Genomic DNA, 19,779 nt, shown 5'->3' with positions numbered 1-19,779 from the left:
TGTTGCAAAGTAAAGCGGTTTTCTATATAATTATTAATAATTCATTACACAAAGATAAGAATAACCTTTGTTATAAAACGATTTATTCTGTGTAATGTCCTTTTTTATTAAGAAAAACTTCCATTTAGGAAGCAGAGAGGGGTATTCGATTGTCCGATAACCAATTATTAGAAGTTCAGAACCTACATACAGGATTCCGACTCAAAGATGACTATTACGATGCAGTAGATGACGTTTCATTTACTTTAGACAAAAACGAGATTTTAGCAATCGTTGGGGAATCTGGGTGCGGGAAAAGTACCTTGGCTACTACGATTATGGGATTACTTGATCCTAATAACACAAAAATTACAGGTGAGATTTTATATAACGATCTGAATTTAATCGACCTGAACGAAACGCTCTATAATAAAATCCGCGGAAATGATATCGGAATGATTTTCCAAGATCCGTTGTCTGCATTAAATCCTCTCATGAGAATCGAAGACCAGATCAAAGAAGGACTTTCCTATCACACAAAGATGAATGCAGAACAGCGTCAAGCTCGTGCACTAGAATTGCTAGAACAAGTAGGGATTCCTAATCCTGCGAGAGTTGGACGCCAATATCCCCATGAACTATCAGGCGGTATGAGACAACGTGTCATCATCGCAATCGCAATCGCCTGCAAACCTCCAATCGTCATTGCAGATGAACCGACGACAGCCCTAGATGTAACCATCCAAGCACAGATTCTTGATTTACTGAAAGACCTTCAGGAAGAAACAAAAACAGGGATCATCTTGATCACTCATGACTTAGGAGTCGTAGCAGAAATGGCTGATCGAGTGGCAGTGATGTATGGCGGACAGTTCGTTGAAGTAGCAGGTGTAAAAGAACTGTTTGATCATCCTAAGCATCCTTATACACGCTCTTTACTGAACTCTATACCACAAGAAGGAAATCATGATGCAGAACTCCATGTGATCGAAGGTGTCGTTCCTTCTCTGAAAAACATGCCTCGTAAAGGTTGTCGGTTTGCACCACGTATTCCATGGATACCAGCAAGCGATCATGAAGAAGAGCCTATCCTTCATGAAGTCGCACCGAACCACTTGGTACGTTGCTCCTGCTATAAGCATTTCCACTTTAGAGACGAAAAAGGAGAGGTGTAGATGACAGAATTAATCACAATCAAAGACCTGAAAGTTCATTACCCTATTCGCAGTGGATTCTTCAATCGAGTAACGGATCATGTATATGCTGTAGATGGTGTGGATTTTATTATCGAAAAAGGAAAGACATATGGTTTAGTGGGAGAGTCTGGCTCTGGAAAATCTACTACGGGAAAAGCCGTTGTGGGATTAGAAAAGGTGACAGCCGGACAAATCATGTATGAAGGAAAAGATGTAACGAAGCGAAGCAACCGCAAAAAAATGGGTTATAACAAGGATGTGCAGATGATCTTCCAAGATTCAATGTCCAGTTTGAATCCTAAAAAGCGAGTGTTGGATATCATTGCTGAACCTATCCGAAATTTTGAACGATTAAGCGATCAAGAAGAAAAGAAAAAGGTAAAAGGACTGCTAGATATCGTTGGGATGCCGGAAGATGCGCTATATAAATATCCTCATGAATTTTCAGGCGGACAACGTCAACGTCTAGGAGTAGCCCGTGCTGTTGCTACCAATCCAAAACTAATCGTAGCCGATGAACCTGTATCTGCTCTGGATCTATCTGTTCAAGCACAAGTATTGAATTTCATGAAACGAATCCAGCAAGAATACGGCCTCAGCTATTTATTCATTTCACATGATTTAGGTGTAGTAAAACACATGTGCGACAACATCGCAATTATGTACAAAGGTCGATTTGTAGAAATCGGTACAAGAGAAGACATTTATAATGACCCGCGACATATCTATACGAAACGTCTGCTTTCAGCTATTCCGCAAATCGATGTAGAAAATCGGGAAAGCCACAAAGAAAATCGACGAAGAGTAGAACAAGAGTATATCCAAAATCAAAAAGAATACTATGATGCGACTGGTCGAGTCTACGATTTGCGTACGATCACAACTACACACAAAGTGGCGTTGAAAGATGGAGGTGCAAGCTAATGTGGAAAACGATTCTGCGACGTGTTTTATTGATGATCCCGCAAGTTATTATTTTAAGTGTTCTGATCTTCTTATTAGCCCAAGCGATGCCGGGGGATCCATTTACCGGTTTGATCAATCCAAATCAGGATCCGGCAGTGATCGAACAGATGCGACAAGCAGCTGGCTTGAATGACCCATGGTATGTCCAGTACTTCCGTTGGATCGGAAATGCTTTGCAAGGTGATTTTGGTCAAAGTTTCTTATACAAACGCTCTGTTGCTGACTTGATCGGCGAACGGATCATCAACACTTTATATCTATCGATCTTGACAGTTGTCCTTACTTATTTGATTGCTGTGCCTCTGGGGATGCTTGCTGGCCGGTATCAAAATTCAATCTTGGATAAGATTGTCGTAATCTACAACTTCTTTAGTTTTGCTGTTCCTTTATTTATCTTCGGCTTGATCATGCTATTTGTTTTTGGTTATCGTTTAGGCTGGTTCCCAACAAGTGGATCACAAACACTAGGTTTGCAAGGTGGATTTATCACTCAATGGATAGACCGTTTGAAATATATTCTGTTACCATCAATTACCCAAGCATTTTTGGCGACTGCCGTCACAATCCAATATCTGCGAAGTGAAGTAATCGATTCGAAATCGCTCGATTTTGTCAGAACAGCCCGTTCCAAAGGGGTACCGACGAATAAAGTATTCAGTCGACATATTTTCCGAAATGCAGCGTTGCCGATGGCTTCTCAAATGGGGTATGAAATCACTTCGTTGATTGCTGGTTCTGTAGTTATCGAAAAGATTTTTGGTTATCCGGGAGTCGGGAAACTATTTATTGATTCCATCGGACAACGGGACTATACCGTGATCACATCCTTAGTATTGATTTTAGGAATCGCGACGCTAGTGGGGACATTACTTTCAGATATCATTATGAGTATCGTTGACCCGCGTATTCGGATTCAATAAAACCAATCAGAAAGGAGAATGGATCGATGAGTGAAAAAAACAATACAGCAGTTCAAGAAAGTATTCCTCCTATGGGGATACGAATGATTGCTCGAGAATTTAAAAAAGATAAAATTGCTATTTTTTCATTAGGTTTGCTAGTGGTTTTATTATTAGTGATCTTTATCGGTGCGATGCTGACCGATCAAGACAAAGTGATGTATGTTAGTATCTTCGACAAATACGCTGCACCAGGAACAGTTTCGACACAAGGACAAAAGTTCATTCTGGGAGCAGATGAAGGCGGACGTGATGTATTAGGACAATTGATCATAGGTGCTAGAAACTCTGTTACGATCGGATTTGCGATCACGATCCTTACTTCGATCATCGGGGTTGGATTAGGGATCATCTCCGGCTACTACGGAGGGATCATTGACAACATCTTGATGCGGATCGTTGATTTTATCATGATTCTACCGATCATGCTGATCATTATCGTCTTCGTATCGATTATTTCCAGATACAATGTCTGGTCCTTTATTTTCATCATGAGTGCATTTTATTGGGTAGCTAAAGCCCGATTATTCCGAAGCAAGACATTATCTGAAGCAAGAAGAGATTATGTCAGTGCCTCAAAAACAATGGGAACCAATGATTTTAAAATCATGTTCCGCGAAATCATGCCGAATCTAAGTTCATTAATCATTACTAATTTGACGATGAACTTTGCGGCAAACATCGGTATCGAGACAACTTTGACTTTCTTAGGTTTCGGCTTGCCGGCAAATGTACCTAGTTTAGGTACACTGATCGGTTATGCAAGTAACGGAGAAGTCTTAGTGAATCGGCAATGGATCTGGTTACCCGCATCAATCCTTATTTTAGTTTTGATGTTGAGTATCAATTATGTTGGACAAGCATTCAAGCGTTCTGCAGATGCACGCCAACGGTTAGGCTAGTATAGAAGCGAAGGGGGAAATAGGAATGAAGAAAACGATTTTTGGATTTGCAACGCTGATGTCTGCTGTCGTTCTTGCAGCATGCGGGGGCGGAGGTACAGATACCTCTGGAAACAACTCTGGAGGCAACGGCAATAACAAAGAGGAATTAACTTTTCCAATTGCAACAAAAAATAATGATGATGCAATCGAAGACGGCGAATTAGAAGCTGCGGTCGCAACGGACAGTCAGTTCAAAGGATTGTTCCAGTGGGAGTTTTACCAAGATTCATATGATGCAGCTTTTATGGCTCCTTCTCATGAAGCGTTATTTGCAAACGATGACGATTTCAGAATCACAGACGACGGAGCTGCAACGCTTGATCTAGATGAAGATACGAAAAAAGCGACAATCAAAGTAAAAGACAACGTCAAATGGTCAGATGGTGAAGATGTAACGGCGGACGATGTGATTTTCCCTTACGAAATCATTGGGAATAAAGATTACACTGGTATCCGTTATGACGACACTTTCCGTAACATCGTAGGTATGGAAGAATATCATGATGGAAGTGCCGACACAATCTCCGGAATCAAAAAAATAGACGACAAAACAGTTGAAATCGAATATAAAGAAGTAAACCCAAGCATGCTTCAATCGGGTGGTGGTATCTGGTCATATGCAGCACCAAAACATACGTTAGTAGGTGTAGCAATCAAAGATATGGAATCAAGCGATCAAGTACGTAAAAATCCAGTGACTTTTGGCCCTTATTACATGAGTAATATCGTTGCAGGAGAATCAGTAGAATACTTGCCAAACGAGCACTACTGGAATGGTACGCCTAAATTGAAAAAGATCACGATGAAATCTGTACCGATGGCAAGTGCAACTGAAGCATTGAACTCTAAATTATATGATATGATTTTCCAAATGCCAACAGATACTTACGATACCTATAAAGAAATTGCTGGCTATACAAACTTAGGCCGTGAACAAACTTCTTATACTTATCTAGGATTCAAGTTAGGTAAATGGAATGCAGATACAAAGAGTGTGGAATACAATCCAGATTCAAAAATGGCTGATAAATCATTACGTCAAGCAATGGGCTATGCACTAGATAATGATGCAGTAGGTGAACGTTTCTATGCAGGTTTGAGAAGCAATGCGACTTCATTGATCCCTCCAGTATTCCAGTCATACCATGATGATGAGATGAAAGGATTCACACAAGATCTAGACAAAGCGAAAAAACTATTAGATGATGCTGGCTACAAAGATGTGGATGACGATGGTTTAAGAGAAGACAAAGATGGAAATAAACTAACAATCAACTTTGCTTCGATGTCCGGTGGGGAAACAGCGCAACCATTGGCAGATTACTATATCCAACAATGGAAAGAAATTGGTTTGGATGTCCAATACACAACAGGTCGTCTGATCGAATTCAATTCTTTCTATGATAAATTAGAAAACGATGATCCTGAAATTGATGTTTACCAAGCTGCTTGGAATACAGGAACTGATCCAAATCCAAGTGGACTATGGGGACCAAATGCTGCGTTCAACTACACTCGTTATGAATCAGAAGAAAATACAAAATTGATCAACGATATCAGTTCAAGCAAAGCATTTGATGAAGAGTACCAAAAAGAAGCATATCAAAAATGGCAACAATATGCATTTGAAGAAGCATTTGCGATTCCAACGTTGTTCCGTAATGAAGTATTGCCAGTCAACGACCGTGTCAAAGACTGGGATTGGTCTTATGATGTACCAAACCCATGGGCAAATGTTTCTGTTACAGCAGATTCACGTTCATAATCACTAAAAATGACCGAAAAAGGGCGATGTCCTTTTTCGGTTTTTTGATATTTTTCTGTTTATTTCTCTAATATTCAGGTCAAGGCGCTGATTTCATGACTTCTCCAATAAACGGTGTTCAAAGTCCAGTTTCTCGGTATTAAGTCAAATTTATGCAAAAATATGGAAAGCCATTTTCACAAAATTTTTTCTTCATACTCGAAACTAAACGAATTTTTCACAACTTCTCGTCAATCACTAGGATTATTAAAGCTTTACTTACCTTTTGACCGAACCATTTCAAATTTGACAAAAAACCAGTATAATAAGGAAGTATCGAAAAAATATCCATAAAAGGAATGTGGAAAATGGACAACCAGCTGACAAAAGAACTAAAAGAAAACTATAACATCGTTTTTCACGATCTAAATTTGCTTGAACAAGCTTTTACCCATTCATCCTATGTGAATGAGCATCGCAATCTGCAATTATCGGATAATGAGCGACTTGAATTTTTAGGAGATGCCGTTTTAGAACTGATGGTTTCTCAGTATTTATTCCGTTTATATCCTCATTTGCCAGAAGGAAAATTGACAAAAACACGAGCTGCGATCGTTCGCGAAGACAGCTTGTCGAAATTTGCCAAAGAATGTCACTTTGATCAATATGTTTTGTTGGGCAAGGGAGAAGAGAATTCAGGAGGACGTACGCGACCAGCATTGCTTTGCGACCTATTCGAAGCTTTTTTAGGCGCGTTATATCTTGACCAGGGATTCGACACAACCCATGCATTCATCGAAAAAGTGATTTTTCCTAAAGTCAAAGCAGGTGCTTTTTCACATGAGATGGATCATAAAACAAAACTACAAGAAGTCTTGCAAAAATCAGGTGATGTATCAATCGAATACCGATTGATCAATGAAGAAGGTCCAGCTCATGAACGAGTATTTTGGATCGAAGTTTATGTAGATGATCAATTGATTGGCACTGGACAAGGAAAATCGAAAAAATTAGCAGAACAAGCTGCGGCGGAAAATGCATTGGCAGCACTGTAAAAGTAAGTGAGGGAAAGCTTTGTATTTGAAACGAATTGAAATAGCCGGTTTTAAATCATTTGCAGACAAGACAGTCATTGACTTTGAAAATAGCGTCACAGCAGTGGTTGGACCAAATGGCAGTGGAAAAAGCAATATTACAGAAGCTATCCGCTGGGTATTAGGAGAACAATCTGCTAAAAGTCTGCGAGGCGGAAAAATGCCGGATATCATCTTTGCCGGTTCCGATACCCGTAAGCAGCTGAATATTGCAGAAGTCACAGTGATTTTAGACAATAGTGATCATTATCTGCCATTGGAGTACAATGAGATCAGTGTAACCCGCCGTTATCGACGGACTGGGGAAAGCGAGTTTTTCATCAATAAACAAAGCTGCAGATTAAAAGATATCCAAGAATTGTTCTTAGACTCTGGATTAGGAAAAGAATCATTCTCAATCATTTCTCAAGGAAAAGTAGAAGCGATTTTCAGTAGTAAACCGGAAGACCGTCGCGGGATTTTTGAAGAAGCAGCTGGTGTCTTGAAATACAAGCAGCGGAAAAAGAAAGCAGAACAGAAGCTTTTTGAAACAGAAGACAACCTCAGCCGCGTCCAAGACATCATCCACGAATTGGAAGAACAGTTAACTCCTTTGGCCGCCCAGAGTGAGGCAGCAAAGGAGTTTTTACGGCTAAAAGAAACACTGACTCAAACCGATGTCTCTTTGATGGTTGCCGAAATCAAGACAGCAAAAAAAGATTGGGACAACAAACAAGCACAGCTTGCGAAATTCAATCTAGAATTAGGCAAACTATCTGAGTCGATCCAAGAACAAGAATCCATTTTGGCGAAGCAGCGTAAAGAAAATGCGCAAGCCGACCGTCTGATTGAAAAAAATCAGCAAGTATTATTAGATCTTTCGGAAAAACTGAAGCAGACAGAAGGACAAAAAGATGTTTTGCAGGAGCGGACAAAGCATACACAAAAAAGCTCGCAAGAATATCAAACTTCATTAGCAGAAGCACAAAAAAAGGTTAAACATTTTGAAAAGCTTCAAGAAAGCTTGTTGAAAGAAGCAGCAGAAAAAGAAACAGAAATCCAAAAAGCTGAAGCAAGTCTCATAAAAACACAGCAAGAATTAGAAAAATACCAAAAATCAACGAAAGAATTACTGGCAGAACTAAGAGATCAATATGTTGATTTGATGCAAGAGCAAGCAGCTGTAGGAAACGAACTGAAGTATCTAGAACGTCAATATGTACAAGAAACAGCAAAAAGTAAGCAGACGTTAGCCAAGCAATCGGAAGTAGAAGCATCAGTAGACCGATTGATCTTACAAAAAGAAGAATTGACACAAAAGCAGGCGCAGCTAAAATCCTCTTTAACTGAAACAAAAGAGAAGTTAGAAATGATCCAACAAAACGGGAAAAAGTTCCAAGAAGCATTAGCAAAAGAACAGCCTAAAATGTATCAATTAATGAATCAAGTCCAGCAGCTACGTGCTCGTAAGAAAAGCCTTCAAGAAATCCAAGAAAACTATTTTGGTTTTTACCAAGGGGTTCGATTGGTCTTGCAGCATAAACAGCAGCTTTCGGGTATTGTCGGAGCAGTGGCTGAACTGATCGATGTTCCTGCAGATTTCACGTTAGCTATCGAAACAGCTTTAGGTGGGGCAGCCCAGCATGTCATCGTTGAAAATGAAAAAGATGCTCGGCAAGCCATCACGTATTTGAAACAGCAAAGAGGAGGAAGAGCAACATTCCTTCCGCTGACGACAATCAAACCAAGACAATTACCGGCTCATATATTGACACAAGCAGCAGCTGTAGAAGGGTTTATAGGGATTGCCAGTGAACAAGTCAGTTATCCCGATCAAATCCAAACTGTGGTTCAAAACCTGCTAGGAACGATCCTTTTAGCCAAAGACTTAACTAGTGCCAATGCAATCGCGCAAACGATCCGCTATCAATATCGAGTGGTTTCCTTAGAAGGTGATGTGATGAATGCCGGAGGATCCATGACAGGTGGAGCGAATAAACGAGGAAACCAAGGCAGTTTGTTTGTACAAAATCAAGAATTGAAACAGTTGACTAGTGAATTTGAAGAAGCAGATAAACAACTCCAAGCACAAGAAAAAAAAGTTCAGGAGCTGCAACAAGAAACAGCTCGTTTAGCCGAAGAACAAGAAGTTTTGCGTACACGAGGCGAACAATTACGTTTTGAAGAACAAGAAGCGACAAATCAGCTGCAAAACATCATAAATGAACTTGAACGTTTTGAAAAAGAAAAGCAAATCTCAACTTTTGAGACACGTGAACTGCAGCAGTTTATCGAAGATTACGAAAAGCAAACGAACGAATTGAAAGACAAACAAACAGATCTTGAATCGCAACGACAAAAAATCGACGAAGAAATCAAATCGTTAAGTCAAGAAAGCGACCAGATGGAAGCCAGAAGAGCACAAGTACAAAGTCAAAAAGCACAAGAACAAGCAGATCTTGCTGTCTTGAAAGAGCAGTTTAATCATCTGCAGATCCAGCTCCGCGGTGCCCGAGTCCAAAAAGCAGAGGCAACCGAACGTCAAGAAGCGATAGAAAAGCAGTTGGCGACATTGACAGCAGACTTTTCTGATCATGAAGTCACAGAAGAAAGTTTGGAAAAACAAATTAACGAATTATCTGCTCAGCGAGAAACATTAAAAGCCGAGTTGGCAAAAGCCAAAGAGCAGCGAGATAGAAGGCAAAAGGAGATCGATAAACTTGAAGCAGTCTTGGCAGAGCGTAATCGTGAGCAAAAAGCACGACTGTCGGAACAATCCAAATTAGAAGTCCAAAAAGACCGAGCTGAAATGATTTTAGATAATCATTTGACCTATCTGCAGTCAGAATATCAGCTGACATTTGAGAAAGCTTCCCAAGACTATCAAGAAACAACCGATATCGAAGACAGTAGAACAAAGGTTGCCTCCTTAAAAGAACAGATTGAAAAACTGGGACCAGTAAACTTAAATTCAATCGAACAATACGAACAAGTCAGTGAAAGACATACATTCTTAGCGACACAGCGAGATGATCTGTTAGCAGCGAAAAACCAATTGTTTGAAACGATGGATGAGATGGATGATGAAGTGCGGACAAGATTCAAAGAAGTATTTGAAGCTATCCGTCAAGAATTCAAAATTGTCTTTCCAAATATGTTTGGCGGCGGTAAAGCTGAATTAGTACTGACAGAACCAACTGATTTGCTGAAAACAGGTATTGAGATTGAAGTACAACCTCCTGGCAAAAAACTGCAAAGTTTAAGTTTGCTTTCTGGAGGAGAACGAGCACTTACAGCCATCGCGCTGCTCTTTTCTATTATCCGTGTCTGTCCTGTTCCGTTTTGCATCTTAGATGAGGTAGAAGCAGCGTTAGATGAAGCAAATGTGAAACGTTTTGGTCGTTACTTGAGTGATTTCCAAGATGACACACAATTTATCGTAGTCACACACCGCAAAGGAACGATGGTCGCAGCAGATGTACTGTACGGAGTGACGATGCAGGAATCCGGTGTATCAAAAATCGTTTCTGTACGGATGGAAGATATCAATGAAGAGGCGAAAATCAACGAAACGAAAGTGTAGGAACGAAAATGATCAAATTAGTAGCAATCGATTTGGACGGTACATTATTAAATGAACAAAAGCTGATTTCAGATGAGAATAAACAAGCATTAGCACAAGCAAAACAGCAAGGGGTCAAGATCGTTCTATGTACAGGACGCCCCTTAGCTGCGATGGCGCATTATCTGCAAGAATTAGGACTGGTAGATGAAGGTGACTACAGCATTACTTTCAACGGCGGTTTGGTACAAAAAAATGATACTGGTGAAATCATGGAAAAGAAAGTGATGGAAGTATCAGATATCCAACGCTTATACAAACTGGCTCAGCAATTGGATCTGCCACTAGATGTTTTGTCTGACAATGTGGTTTTACAGCTGCCTAGTGCCCCAAGGAAGCAATCCTTGTACAATGTGTTGAATAAGCTGCTGCAATTCCAACCAGCGGATATAAGCGATATTACAGATGAATTTGTGCTTAATAAGGCAGTAATCGCTTATGACCAAGAAGAATTAGATCCTAAAATCAAAGAAATACCAGCAGAATTCCATGAAATGTATGAGATCATCAAAACGAGAAGTATGCTTTTGGAATTTATGCCAAAAGGTGTTACAAAAGCTTATGGTATTTCTTTATTGGCAAAAGATCTTGGTTTGAAACAAGAAGAAATCATGGCAATCGGTGATGAAGAAAATGATTTACCGATGATCCAATACGCTGGACTAGGCGTAGCGATGGAGAATGCTGTGCCTTTCGTCAAAGAAGCAGCAGATTTCGTGACAGCCAGCAATGAAGAAAATGGCGTAGCCAAAGTGATCCAAAAATTTGTATTAGAGTAGGGGGGAGTCAAATGGGATTTTTTGATAAAATCAAGCGTGCTTTTACTGGCGAAGAGAAAACAGAAGAAGTTGAAGTACAGGAGAAGTACGACAAGGGTTTAGAAAAGACGCGTAAAACATTTGGTGAACGGATGAATGAGTTGTTTGCCAATTTTCGAACAGTCGATGAAGACTTTTTTGAAGAATTAGAAGAAACACTTATCGGTGCAGATGTAGGTTTTGAAACAGCGATACGAATCACCGAAGCATTACGTCAAGAAGTGAAACTCAGAAATGCGAAAAAATCGGCAGAAGTCCAAAATGCGATCATCGAGAAACTTGTGGATCTCTATGAAGCGGAAGGAATCAATGAAGTAAATGAACTAAATATCCAAGAAGACGGACTAACAGTTATTTTGTTTGTCGGTGTTAATGGTGTAGGGAAAACAACAAGTATTGGTAAACTTGCCCATCAGTTCAAAAACGAAGGTAAAAAAGTATTGATGGCAGCAGCAGATACCTTCCGTGCTGGAGCAATCGACCAGTTAGTTGTCTGGGGCGAACGCGCTGGTGTTGAAGTTGTTCGTGGCAATGCAGGCGGCGATCCAGCAGCTGTCGTATTCGATGCTTTGGAAAGAGCAAAGACAGAGCAGGCAGATGTTTTGCTAGTTGATACTGCAGGCCGACTGCAAAATAAAGTGAACTTGATGAACGAATTAGAAAAAATAAAACGAGTAATCCAGCGGGAATTACCAGAAGCACCCCAAGAAACACTTCTTGTACTAGATGCAACAACTGGTCAAAACGCGATGGTTCAAGCAAAACAATTCAAAGAAACAACAGATGTGACCGGTCTTGTTTTGACAAAATTAGATGGTACAGCAAAGGGCGGTATCGTACTTGCTATCCGCAATGAATTGCATTTACCAGTGAAATTGGTCGGTCTTGGTGAAGGAATCGATGACTTGGAGCCGTTTGATCCAAATGATTTTGTCGTTGGATTGTTCAAAGGATTACTAAAAGAAGAATAACCCATGTCTAAAAAGCAGGAGCTGTGACAAAAGTTGCAGCTCCTTGTTTGAATGATTGTTTTTAACATAGCTGTGTTTTTGATGCCTTCATTTTTATACTTATTTGTAAGCGGTTCTCAAACAATTTCGTTCTTTTTCTTAGACTTTTTGATTATAATTAGATTCATATGAATTGGAGGTCACTTAATGATGAATTTTAAGCAATTATTATTGCATATCAACGCGCGCCCTTTTATCGACCAAGCTCGATTTGGTATAGAACGGGAAGGACAGCGGGTTGATCTTGCAGGAAATCTAGCAAAAACCGATCATCCAGCAATCTTTGGCGATCGATCCTATCACCCCTATATCCAAACAGATTTTAGCGAAACACAAACAGAGATGATCACCCCTGTTACCGATTCTATTCCCGAATTATTTCAGTATCTCGCTGCTGTTTATGATGTGACTGCTCGTTCTATACCGAAAGAAGAGATGATCTGGCCATTAAGTATGCCACCTGCATTACCGGAAAAAGACGAAGAGATTATTATTGCAAAATTAAAAAATTTCGAAGATGTCTTGTATCGACGTTATTTAGCAAAAGAATACGGGAAGCGAAAACAGATGGTAAGCGGTATCCATTTCAATTTTGAATTTGGCGATGAGTTGCTAAGAACATTGTTTAGCCATCAGGAAGAATTTCAAGATTTTTCCGAATTCAAAACAGAACTTTATTTGAAAACAGCGAGAAACTTTATGCGCTATCGCTGGATGATTACTTATTTATTCGGTGCTTCACCAATGAGTGAGAAGAACTATTTTTTAGATGAATCACATCCGCAAGAACCCGTTCGCAGTATTCGCAACAGTGCGCTGGGCTATACGAATCATCCAAATGTGAAAGTTTCCTATGCTTCTATGAAACAGTATTTAGCAGATATCGAGCGAATGATCGAAGAAGGGAAACTTTCGGAGGAGAAAGAATTTTATACACCGCTTCGTTTCCGAGGCGGAAAGAAAGTCGCAGATTTAGCAACAACAGGTGTTCGTTATATTGAATTGCGGAATATCGATCTGAACCCTTATGCAAGGCTGGGTATCAATCCAGAGCAAGTTCGGTTCTTACAATTATTCCTGATGTACATGTTATGGACAGAAGAAAAAGAAGACTGTGACCAATGGGTAGCAGAAGGTACGACTCGAAATAACAAAGTAGCACTAGAACAACCATCAGATCAAACAGAATTTCATCAAGAAGGTAGAGAAATTCTTGAAGGGATGAAGCAAATGCTGGTTGAATTGGATTGGTTGGATTCTCTTTATTTAGTAGAGGAAGCATTGACTCAAATGGATCATCCTGAACAAACGTTAGCAGCGAAACTCTATCAAGAAGCACAGCTATCGAGTCAGCAAGAAGTTGCTGTGGCATTGGGACATCAATATTATAAAGAAAGCCATGAACGTCCCTATCAGTTGGCCGGTTTTCGCGAAATGGAACTTTCTACTCAAATATTTATGTTCGATGCCATCCAAAAAGGTGTCCAAGTCAAAGTATTAGATGAGTCGGATCAATTTTTGCGTCTGCAATTCCAAGACCATGTAGAATATGTGAAAAATGCAAACATGACAAGTAAGGACAGCTATATCATCCCACTTATCATGGAAAACAAAACAGTAACGAAAAAAGTCTTAAAAGAAGCTGGTTTCCGGGTACCAGGAGGCGCAGAATTTTCATCCATGGAAGAAGCGGTAAAAGCTTATCCGAGATTTGCCGAGCAGGCATTTGTGATCAAACCTAAATCAACCAATTACGGGTTAGGTATCACGATTTTCAAGGAAGGAGCTAGTCTGGAAGATTATCAAGCAGGTTTAGCCATTGCTTTTCGTGAAGACAGTTCGGTTTTAGTAGAAGAATTTATGCCGGGAACGGAATATCGTTTCTTTGTGATCGACGGAGAAGTCCAAGCCATCATGTTGCGAGTCCCTGCTAATGTTATTGGTGACGGTATCCGAACAGTGAAAGAACTTGTTGAAGAAAAAAATAGTGACCCTTTGCGTGGAACGAATCATCGTGCACCTTTAGAATTGATCCAATTAGGTGAATTAGAACAATTGATGTTGAAAGAACAAGGGTTGACGATCGAATCAGTTCCCCAAGCCAATCAAATTGTTTATCTAAGGGAGAACTCAAATATCAGTACAGGTGGTGATTCGATCGATATGACTGATGAATTTTCTGAAGCTTACAAAAAAATCGCCGTTTCTGCGGTAGAAGCACTAGGAGCTAAGATTAGTGGTATCGATTTGATTATACCAGATAAAGAAATCGATCCTACAACTGATAAAAAAGCATATGGGATCATCGAAGCAAATTTCAATCCAGCGATGCATATGCATGTTTATCCCTTTGCAGGAAAAGGCAGAAGATTGACGATGAATGTATTGAAATTGTTATATCCTGAAGTATTTTAAAAGAAAAAGCTTTTGACAGATTGTCCTATTTGATGTCAATCTGATCAAAAGCTTTTTTGCATGTAAAAATTTATGTGTTTTTTCGTTTTAAAATAAACGATCCCAGAAGCTTTTTTTCTTTTTTGGTTTTTCTTTTTCAGCTGGCGAAGAGTTTTCTTCTGGGTATTTTTTTTCGATATCAATCACAGGTTCATTTACTGCTTCTTTTGCTGTTAAGAGCAATCCGAATTCCTCAGGATTTGCAGTGACGTGATCGTTGACTACAGTGAAACGGCTATTGTTTTTCGTTGCTAGCTGGATATATTGGTTTTGGACAGAAAGGGGTAGAGCCCCATTCAAGAGTATGGAAGCATCTGGATGTTTTTTGAGTTCTTTTAAAAAGTTTTCTTTGTTTTTTGGTTGGATCATTTCAGCAACAGTCATACTAAGATAGCAGCGTTCCCTGAATGTCCCTAAATATTTATGCTGTTCTTCAGGGTTCACTAAAGGTGTACCATAAAGTCCCTTATCCAAATGGCTTTTTACATCATCTTGTGCCATAAAAAATACCCTCCTTCTTCTCTTTGTCTTTCTTACGATTATAGCATATTCCCAATAATACCTAAAACATATGAAAAAGCGGTTGCTTTTGTTCAACGATTCACTTAAAATAAGAATGAAAATCATTCTCAATTAGAAAGGTGGATTGGATGCGCTACGGACGACTAGTAGCATTATTAGTTATTTTAAGTAGTATTTCATTGTTCATCGGAGTATCGAATGTACAATTGTCAGAACTGCTCCAGTTAGATGGGCAAAGCTTACAAATCTTGCTAGCGACTCGTTTGCCACGAACGATTTGTTTGATCCTTGTGGGAGCGACCAGTAGTATTTGTGGGTTGATCATGCAACATTTGACCCAAAATAAATTTGTTTCACCAACGACTGCGGGCACGATGGATAGTGCGCGTTTAGGTATTTTAGTGGCTATGATTTTCCTACCTGGTGCATCCTTGATTGTCCGATCCTTGACAGCATTTTGCTTTGCTTTTGCAGGAACATTGCTTTTTTTATCCCTTACGCGATTGTTCCCCCAGAAAAATCAATTGATGCTTCCGTTGATTGGAGTCATGTTAGGGAATATCATTGGTTCAGTTGCTACTTTTTTTGCTTATCAATTCCAGTTGGTACAAAATATGACTTCATGGCTTCAAGGGAATTTTGCGACTGTGATACGAGGAAATTATGAGTTATTGTATGCTGTTGTTCCATTGTTGCTCTTGGTTTGGCTATTTGCTTACCGATTTACGATCATTGGTCTGGGCGAATCGTTTGCAGTAAATTTGGGAATAGATTACCAGAAGATGCAGTTTTTAGGCATTGGCTTAGTATCATTGGCTAGTGCAGTCATGTTGATCATGGTAGGAAGCATTCCTTTTATCGGAGTGATCATTCCGAATCTTGTCTCTAGAATATATGGAGATCAAGTGCACAAAACAATTGGCGTAACTGCTTTAGCAGGTAGTTTGTTCTTAGTATTTTGCGATCTTGTCGCTCGCGTGTTGATTTTTCCTTATGAAATACCAGTCAGTGTGATCGTTGGAATCATCGGTGGGGCTATCTTCCTTTATCTTCTGATAAGGGGGCGACGATATGCTTAAAAAAAAGCCATCTATTTTTATTGGTATGCTTGTTCTTGTTTTATTTGTTACAGGAATGTACTTGACGATCCATACATATGGAAACTGGCATTTTGCATGGGCATTGAGGAGTAAGAAAATTTTTGCATTTATCCTTGTCTCGCTAGCTGTCAGCAGTGCCACAATCAGCTTTCAGACAATTACGCATAACCAGTTTTTGACTCCTTCAGTATTGGGACTTGAGTCGTTATATGTCCTTGTCCAAACGGTCCTTTTCTTCTTTATCGGAGGAGTGACGATGCTTCAGCAGACAGGTACAGGTTTTTTCTTATTGAACGTTGGGCTGATGGTTGGGCTGAGTCTGTTGTTATTTTTCTTTCTTTTGAAAAAAATGAGAGCGAATCTTTTTTTATTACTGATGTCAGGGATGATTTTAGGTACGCTTTTTGGTAGTGTCAGTACCTTTTTACAAGTCATCATGGATCCGAATGAATATGATTTGCTTCAAGGCAGATTATTTGCAAGCTTTGGCAATATCCAGAGTCAGTATCTTTTGCCTGCTTCTTTGATCATTATCGGCTGCTGGTACCTGTTATTTCGATATCGACATGTGCTAGACGTTTTCCATCTCGGAAATGAACAAGCAGTAAACCTCGGGATAGACACAGATCGTTTTGAATTTTTGATTTTATGTTGTGTCAGTCTTTTGACAGGGACATCAACGGCTCTTGTGGGTCCAGTTACTTTTTTAGGGTTTATTGTCGCAAATATCAGTTATCGTGTCTTTTCTACTTATCGTCATGGTCAGCTATTTATCGGAAGCTTTCTGGTAGCTATGCTGTTTCTGACAGGAGGACAGCTCGCAGTAGAGCAGATTTTCGGCTGGAATACAACAGTGAGTGTCGTCGTTGAATTTGTCGGAGGAATTTATTTTGTCACAAAATTGATTCGCGAAAGGAAGAGTATCCTATGATTGATTTACAAAAGGTCAATAAACTGTACCATGGAAAATCAGTGGTCAAAGATGTACAGTTAACGATTCCTGAAAAGAAGTTGACTGCTTTTATTGGTCCAAATGGGGCAGGAAAATCAACCGTGTTGTCGATGATCAGTCGTTTGATACCAAAAGATACAGGTGAAATCTATTTAGACCATAACGAAGTAAAGGCTTGGAAATCCAATGAATTAGCCAAAAAATTATCGATCCTACGACAATCGAATGAAATAAATGTCCAAATCACCGTGAAAGAATTAGTAGAATTTGGACGATTTCCTTATACGAAAGGAAAATTGACGACAAAAGACGAGGAAATCGTTCAGGAATCACTGGAACACCTTGGGTTAGAAGAAATAGCGGATCAATCGATTGACACTCTTTCAGGCGGTCAACTCCAACGTGCGTATATTGCAATGGTGCTAGCGCAAGACACGGATTATATTTTACTGGATGAACCTTTGAACAATCTAGATATGAATTTTGCGGTTCAAATCATGCAGATCTTAAAAAAATTAGTACAAGAAATCGGGAAAACAATTGTTATCGTTCTTCATGATATCAACTTTGCTGCAAGTTATGCAGACGAAATTGTTGCGATGAAAGATGGACAGTTATTCACGCAAGGAACGACCCAAGAAATGATAAAAAAAGATGTATTGGATGAATTATACGAAATGGACATACGGATTTGTGAGATTGAAGGCCGCAGATTCTGTCTTTATTTCTAAAACTAACATTAGGAGAGAAGAGATGAAAAAATTAGTAGTAGGTATCTTGATTCTAGCATCATTTGGTTTAGCAGCATGTGGAAATAGCAACAACACCAGTCAGGCAGATACAAAGAAAAGCAGTACGCAAGCTGAAACGGCATTAACGATAAAAGACAGTAATGGCGATCAAATCGAGGTGCCAAAGAATCCTGAAAAAGTCGTCGTATTCGACAATGGTTCTTTAGATACGATGGATGCTCTTGGTGTTGGAGATAAGGTAGTTGGAGCAGCTACAAGCAGCCTTCCTGAGTATCTTTCATCCTATAAAAAAGTAGAATCAGCAGGTGGAATAAAAGAACCAGACTTAGAAAAAATTAATCAGCTTCAGCCAGATCTAATCATCATTTCTGGCCGGCAAAGAGATTTTCAAAAAGATCTAAGTCAAATTGCTCCAACCATTTTCCTTTCTTTAGATGCGAAAAATCCATGGGAATCTTTCCAGCAAAATGTCACTGCTTTAGGGGAGATCTTTGGTAAGCAAGAAGAAGCTAAAACTCAATTAGAGGAATTATCTAGTGCAATCGATCAGACGAAAAAGAAAGCAGAAGCTACTGACAAAAAAGCACTAGTCACACTTGTGAATGAAGGGCAATTATCAGCCTACGGATCTGGTTCTAGATTCGGTTTCATCCATGATTTATTTGGCTTTGAACAAGCAGATGATCAAATCGAAGCATCCACTCACGGTCAAAGTGTTTCTTATGAATATGTGCTGGAAAAAAATCCGGATATCTTATTTGTAGTAGACAGAACAAAAGCTATTGGTGGAGACGACAGCAAAGATGATATTTCTACCAATGAACTGGTAGCACAAACGAATGCTGGTAAAAATCAGCAGATCATCTCCCTTGAACCAGATGTCTGGTATTTAAGCGGGGGCGGTTTAGAATCAATGAAACTGATGATCGAAGATGTGAATCAAGCATTTAAGTAGAATCAAAAAAATTGAACCGACCTCTAAAAGTTAGCTGGAAAATCTAACTTTTAGAGGTCGATTTTTATGTGTTTGGGAAATCTTTTTTCTCTAATACTCAGCTCAAAGCACTGATTTCACAACCTCTATTTAGGCATGTGTCTCAGCAAGTGGTTGATAATTGATGATTTGCATTTTTCGATAAAAATCGGCAGGAAGCTTACTCCACCGTTTTAATAATTGATAGAAATAACTTTCTTCTGCTTTGATTTTATACTCGCTTAATATCAATCCAAAACTATTCGCTTTTTTTGAAGCTAATTTTTTATAAATATCCAATGCTTTGGTTTTATCTTCATTGACAAAGAGTGTTTTTACTTCAATATAAGAACCCTCGATATTTTGTGTTTCTTCGATAAAATAGATGTTTTTTATATATTCCTTCATAGTGATTCCTCCAAAGAAGTCTTTTTTTGATAAGTTTACTCTACCGAAGAATTGTTAATAATCCGTGAACAAAAAGTAATTCTTTTTCCAATAGTTGTTAAAGGTTTTTTATTTTTTATAGTATTTTTTGTTATTTAAGAAAGGAATAAGGTTAAACAAATAACAGGTTGCTTTTTGGGTCTTTTTCCGTTCAAGAAACTGAACGAAGAAAAGGGAAAGTTGTCTCTTTTGTGATAAGAGAAATCATAATAAACGAATGACTTACTTTCCAATAAATTGAGAACAGTCAGAACCAGACAAATTAGTT

16 protein-coding genes are annotated in these 19,779 nt (G+C 39.2%); 14 read left to right on the top strand and 2 right to left on the bottom strand.

What is annotated here, in order from left to right; genetic code table 11:
- Positions 1 to 149 precede the first annotated feature (149 nt).
- From OS138_RS03580 to gshAB, 10 genes are all read left to right on the top strand, one after another.
- Positions 150 to 1,154, top strand: coding sequence for an ABC transporter ATP-binding protein (locus OS138_RS03580; RefSeq protein ID WP_002287889.1), 1,005 nt, complete (start codon positions 150 to 152; stop codon positions 1,152 to 1,154).
- Complete coding sequence (locus tag OS138_RS03575; RefSeq protein ID WP_002287891.1) at positions 1,155 to 2,099, top strand: ABC transporter ATP-binding protein; 945 nt, start codon at positions 1,155 to 1,157, stop codon at positions 2,097 to 2,099. It begins immediately after the preceding gene.
- Positions 2,099 to 3,061, top strand: coding sequence for an oligopeptide ABC transporter permease (gene opp4B / locus OS138_RS03570; RefSeq protein WP_002287892.1), 963 nt, complete (start codon positions 2,099 to 2,101; stop codon positions 3,059 to 3,061). The genes OS138_RS03575 and opp4B overlap by 1 nt, the downstream gene beginning before the upstream one ends.
- Before the next feature lie 26 nt (positions 3,062 to 3,087).
- On the top strand, positions 3,088 to 4,002 hold the full coding sequence (locus OS138_RS03565) for an ABC transporter permease (protein WP_002287893.1): 915 nt from the start codon (positions 3,088 to 3,090) through the stop codon (positions 4,000 to 4,002).
- A 25-nt stretch (positions 4,003 to 4,027) separates the two neighbouring features.
- Positions 4,028 to 5,809, top strand: a complete 1,782-nt coding sequence (locus tag OS138_RS03560) for an oligopeptide ABC transporter substrate-binding protein (protein WP_325069731.1) — start codon at positions 4,028 to 4,030, stop codon at positions 5,807 to 5,809.
- Positions 5,810 to 6,156: 347 nt separating this feature from the next.
- The gene (gene rnc, locus OS138_RS03555) at positions 6,157 to 6,843 is read left to right on the top strand and encodes a ribonuclease III (RefSeq protein ID WP_002287896.1); all 687 of its coding nucleotides are present in this window, start codon (positions 6,157 to 6,159) and stop codon (positions 6,841 to 6,843) included.
- 19 nt (positions 6,844 to 6,862) lie between these two features.
- The gene (smc, locus tag OS138_RS03550) at positions 6,863 to 10,444 is read left to right on the top strand and encodes a chromosome segregation protein SMC (protein WP_325069729.1); all 3,582 of its coding nucleotides are present in this window, start codon (positions 6,863 to 6,865) and stop codon (positions 10,442 to 10,444) included.
- Between the two features lie 8 nt (positions 10,445 to 10,452).
- On the top strand, positions 10,453 to 11,262 hold the full coding sequence (locus OS138_RS03545) for a Cof-type HAD-IIB family hydrolase (protein ID WP_002287898.1): 810 nt from the start codon (positions 10,453 to 10,455) through the stop codon (positions 11,260 to 11,262).
- A gap of 11 nt (positions 11,263 to 11,273) precedes the next feature.
- A complete protein-coding gene (gene ftsY, locus OS138_RS03540; RefSeq protein WP_002287900.1) occupies positions 11,274 to 12,272 on the top strand; it encodes a signal recognition particle-docking protein FtsY in 999 nt (332 codons plus the stop codon).
- Positions 12,273 to 12,458: 186 nt separating this feature from the next.
- Positions 12,459 to 14,726 (top strand): bifunctional glutamate--cysteine ligase GshA/glutathione synthetase GshB, encoded by a 2,268-nt coding sequence (gene gshAB, locus OS138_RS03535; protein ID WP_325069728.1) that lies wholly within the window; start codon positions 12,459 to 12,461, stop codon positions 14,724 to 14,726.
- Positions 14,727 to 14,813: 87 nt separating this feature from the next.
- Here gshAB and OS138_RS03530 read toward each other — a convergent pair whose 3' ends face one another.
- Positions 14,814 to 15,266, bottom strand: a complete 453-nt coding sequence (locus OS138_RS03530; RefSeq protein ID WP_002315517.1) for a YueI family protein — start codon at positions 15,264 to 15,266, stop codon at positions 14,814 to 14,816.
- Between the two features lie 149 nt (positions 15,267 to 15,415).
- Between OS138_RS03530 and OS138_RS03525 the strand changes: the two genes are divergently transcribed.
- From OS138_RS03525 to OS138_RS03510, 4 genes are read left to right on the top strand one after another with little or no spacing between them, the layout of a single operon-like run.
- Entirely contained in the window at positions 15,416 to 16,366 is a 951-nt protein-coding gene (locus OS138_RS03525) for an ABC transporter permease (RefSeq protein WP_002297787.1), read from the top strand.
- Entirely contained in the window at positions 16,359 to 17,318 is a 960-nt protein-coding gene (locus tag OS138_RS03520; RefSeq protein WP_002297789.1) for an iron chelate uptake ABC transporter family permease subunit, read from the top strand. Before OS138_RS03525 ends, OS138_RS03520 begins: the two co-directional genes overlap by 8 nt.
- The gene (locus OS138_RS03515) at positions 17,315 to 18,070 is read left to right on the top strand and encodes an iron ABC transporter ATP-binding protein (RefSeq protein ID WP_002297790.1); all 756 of its coding nucleotides are present in this window, start codon (positions 17,315 to 17,317) and stop codon (positions 18,068 to 18,070) included. Before OS138_RS03520 ends, OS138_RS03515 begins: the two co-directional genes overlap by 4 nt.
- Positions 18,071 to 18,092: 22 nt before the next feature.
- Positions 18,093 to 19,046, top strand: coding sequence for a siderophore ABC transporter substrate-binding protein (locus OS138_RS03510; RefSeq protein WP_325069726.1), 954 nt, complete (start codon positions 18,093 to 18,095; stop codon positions 19,044 to 19,046).
- Positions 19,047 to 19,175: 129 nt separating this feature from the next.
- On the opposite strand, the gene OS138_RS03505 is transcribed toward OS138_RS03510, so the two are convergent.
- Complete coding sequence (locus tag OS138_RS03505) at positions 19,176 to 19,472, bottom strand: hypothetical protein (RefSeq protein WP_325069725.1); 297 nt, start codon at positions 19,470 to 19,472, stop codon at positions 19,176 to 19,178.
- Positions 19,473 to 19,779 lie beyond the last annotated feature (307 nt).

Source organism: Enterococcus sp. E5-37 (assembly GCF_035726925.1).
GTDB lineage: Bacteria > Bacillota > Bacilli > Lactobacillales > Enterococcaceae > Enterococcus_B > Enterococcus_B faecium.
The sequence above is the reverse complement of the archived record's forward strand: the minus strand, read 5'-3'. Positions and strand labels throughout refer to the sequence as shown.

Coding starts and splice junctions, on each gene's coding strand:
- OS138_RS03505 (WP_325069725.1), bottom strand. CDS start 19,472: ATGAAGGAATATATAAAAAACATCTATTTTATCGAAGAAACACAAAAT.
- OS138_RS03520 (WP_002297789.1), top strand. CDS start 16,359: ATGCTTAAAAAAAAGCCATCTATTTTTATTGGTATGCTTGTTCTTGTT.
- opp4B (WP_002287892.1), top strand. CDS start 2,099: ATGTGGAAAACGATTCTGCGACGTGTTTTATTGATGATCCCGCAAGTT.
- rnc (WP_002287896.1), top strand. CDS start 6,157: ATGGACAACCAGCTGACAAAAGAACTAAAAGAAAACTATAACATCGTT.
- OS138_RS03530 (WP_002315517.1), bottom strand. CDS start 15,266: ATGGCACAAGATGATGTAAAAAGCCATTTGGATAAGGGACTTTATGGT.
- OS138_RS03545 (WP_002287898.1), top strand. CDS start 10,453: ATGATCAAATTAGTAGCAATCGATTTGGACGGTACATTATTAAATGAA.
- gshAB (WP_325069728.1), top strand. CDS start 12,459: ATGATGAATTTTAAGCAATTATTATTGCATATCAACGCGCGCCCTTTT.
- OS138_RS03575 (WP_002287891.1), top strand. CDS start 1,155: ATGACAGAATTAATCACAATCAAAGACCTGAAAGTTCATTACCCTATT.
- OS138_RS03510 (WP_325069726.1), top strand. CDS start 18,093: ATGAAAAAATTAGTAGTAGGTATCTTGATTCTAGCATCATTTGGTTTA.
- OS138_RS03560 (WP_325069731.1), top strand. CDS start 4,028: ATGAAGAAAACGATTTTTGGATTTGCAACGCTGATGTCTGCTGTCGTT.
- OS138_RS03525 (WP_002297787.1), top strand. CDS start 15,416: ATGCGCTACGGACGACTAGTAGCATTATTAGTTATTTTAAGTAGTATT.
- OS138_RS03565 (WP_002287893.1), top strand. CDS start 3,088: ATGAGTGAAAAAAACAATACAGCAGTTCAAGAAAGTATTCCTCCTATG.
- ftsY (WP_002287900.1), top strand. CDS start 11,274: ATGGGATTTTTTGATAAAATCAAGCGTGCTTTTACTGGCGAAGAGAAA.
- OS138_RS03515 (WP_002297790.1), top strand. CDS start 17,315: ATGATTGATTTACAAAAGGTCAATAAACTGTACCATGGAAAATCAGTG.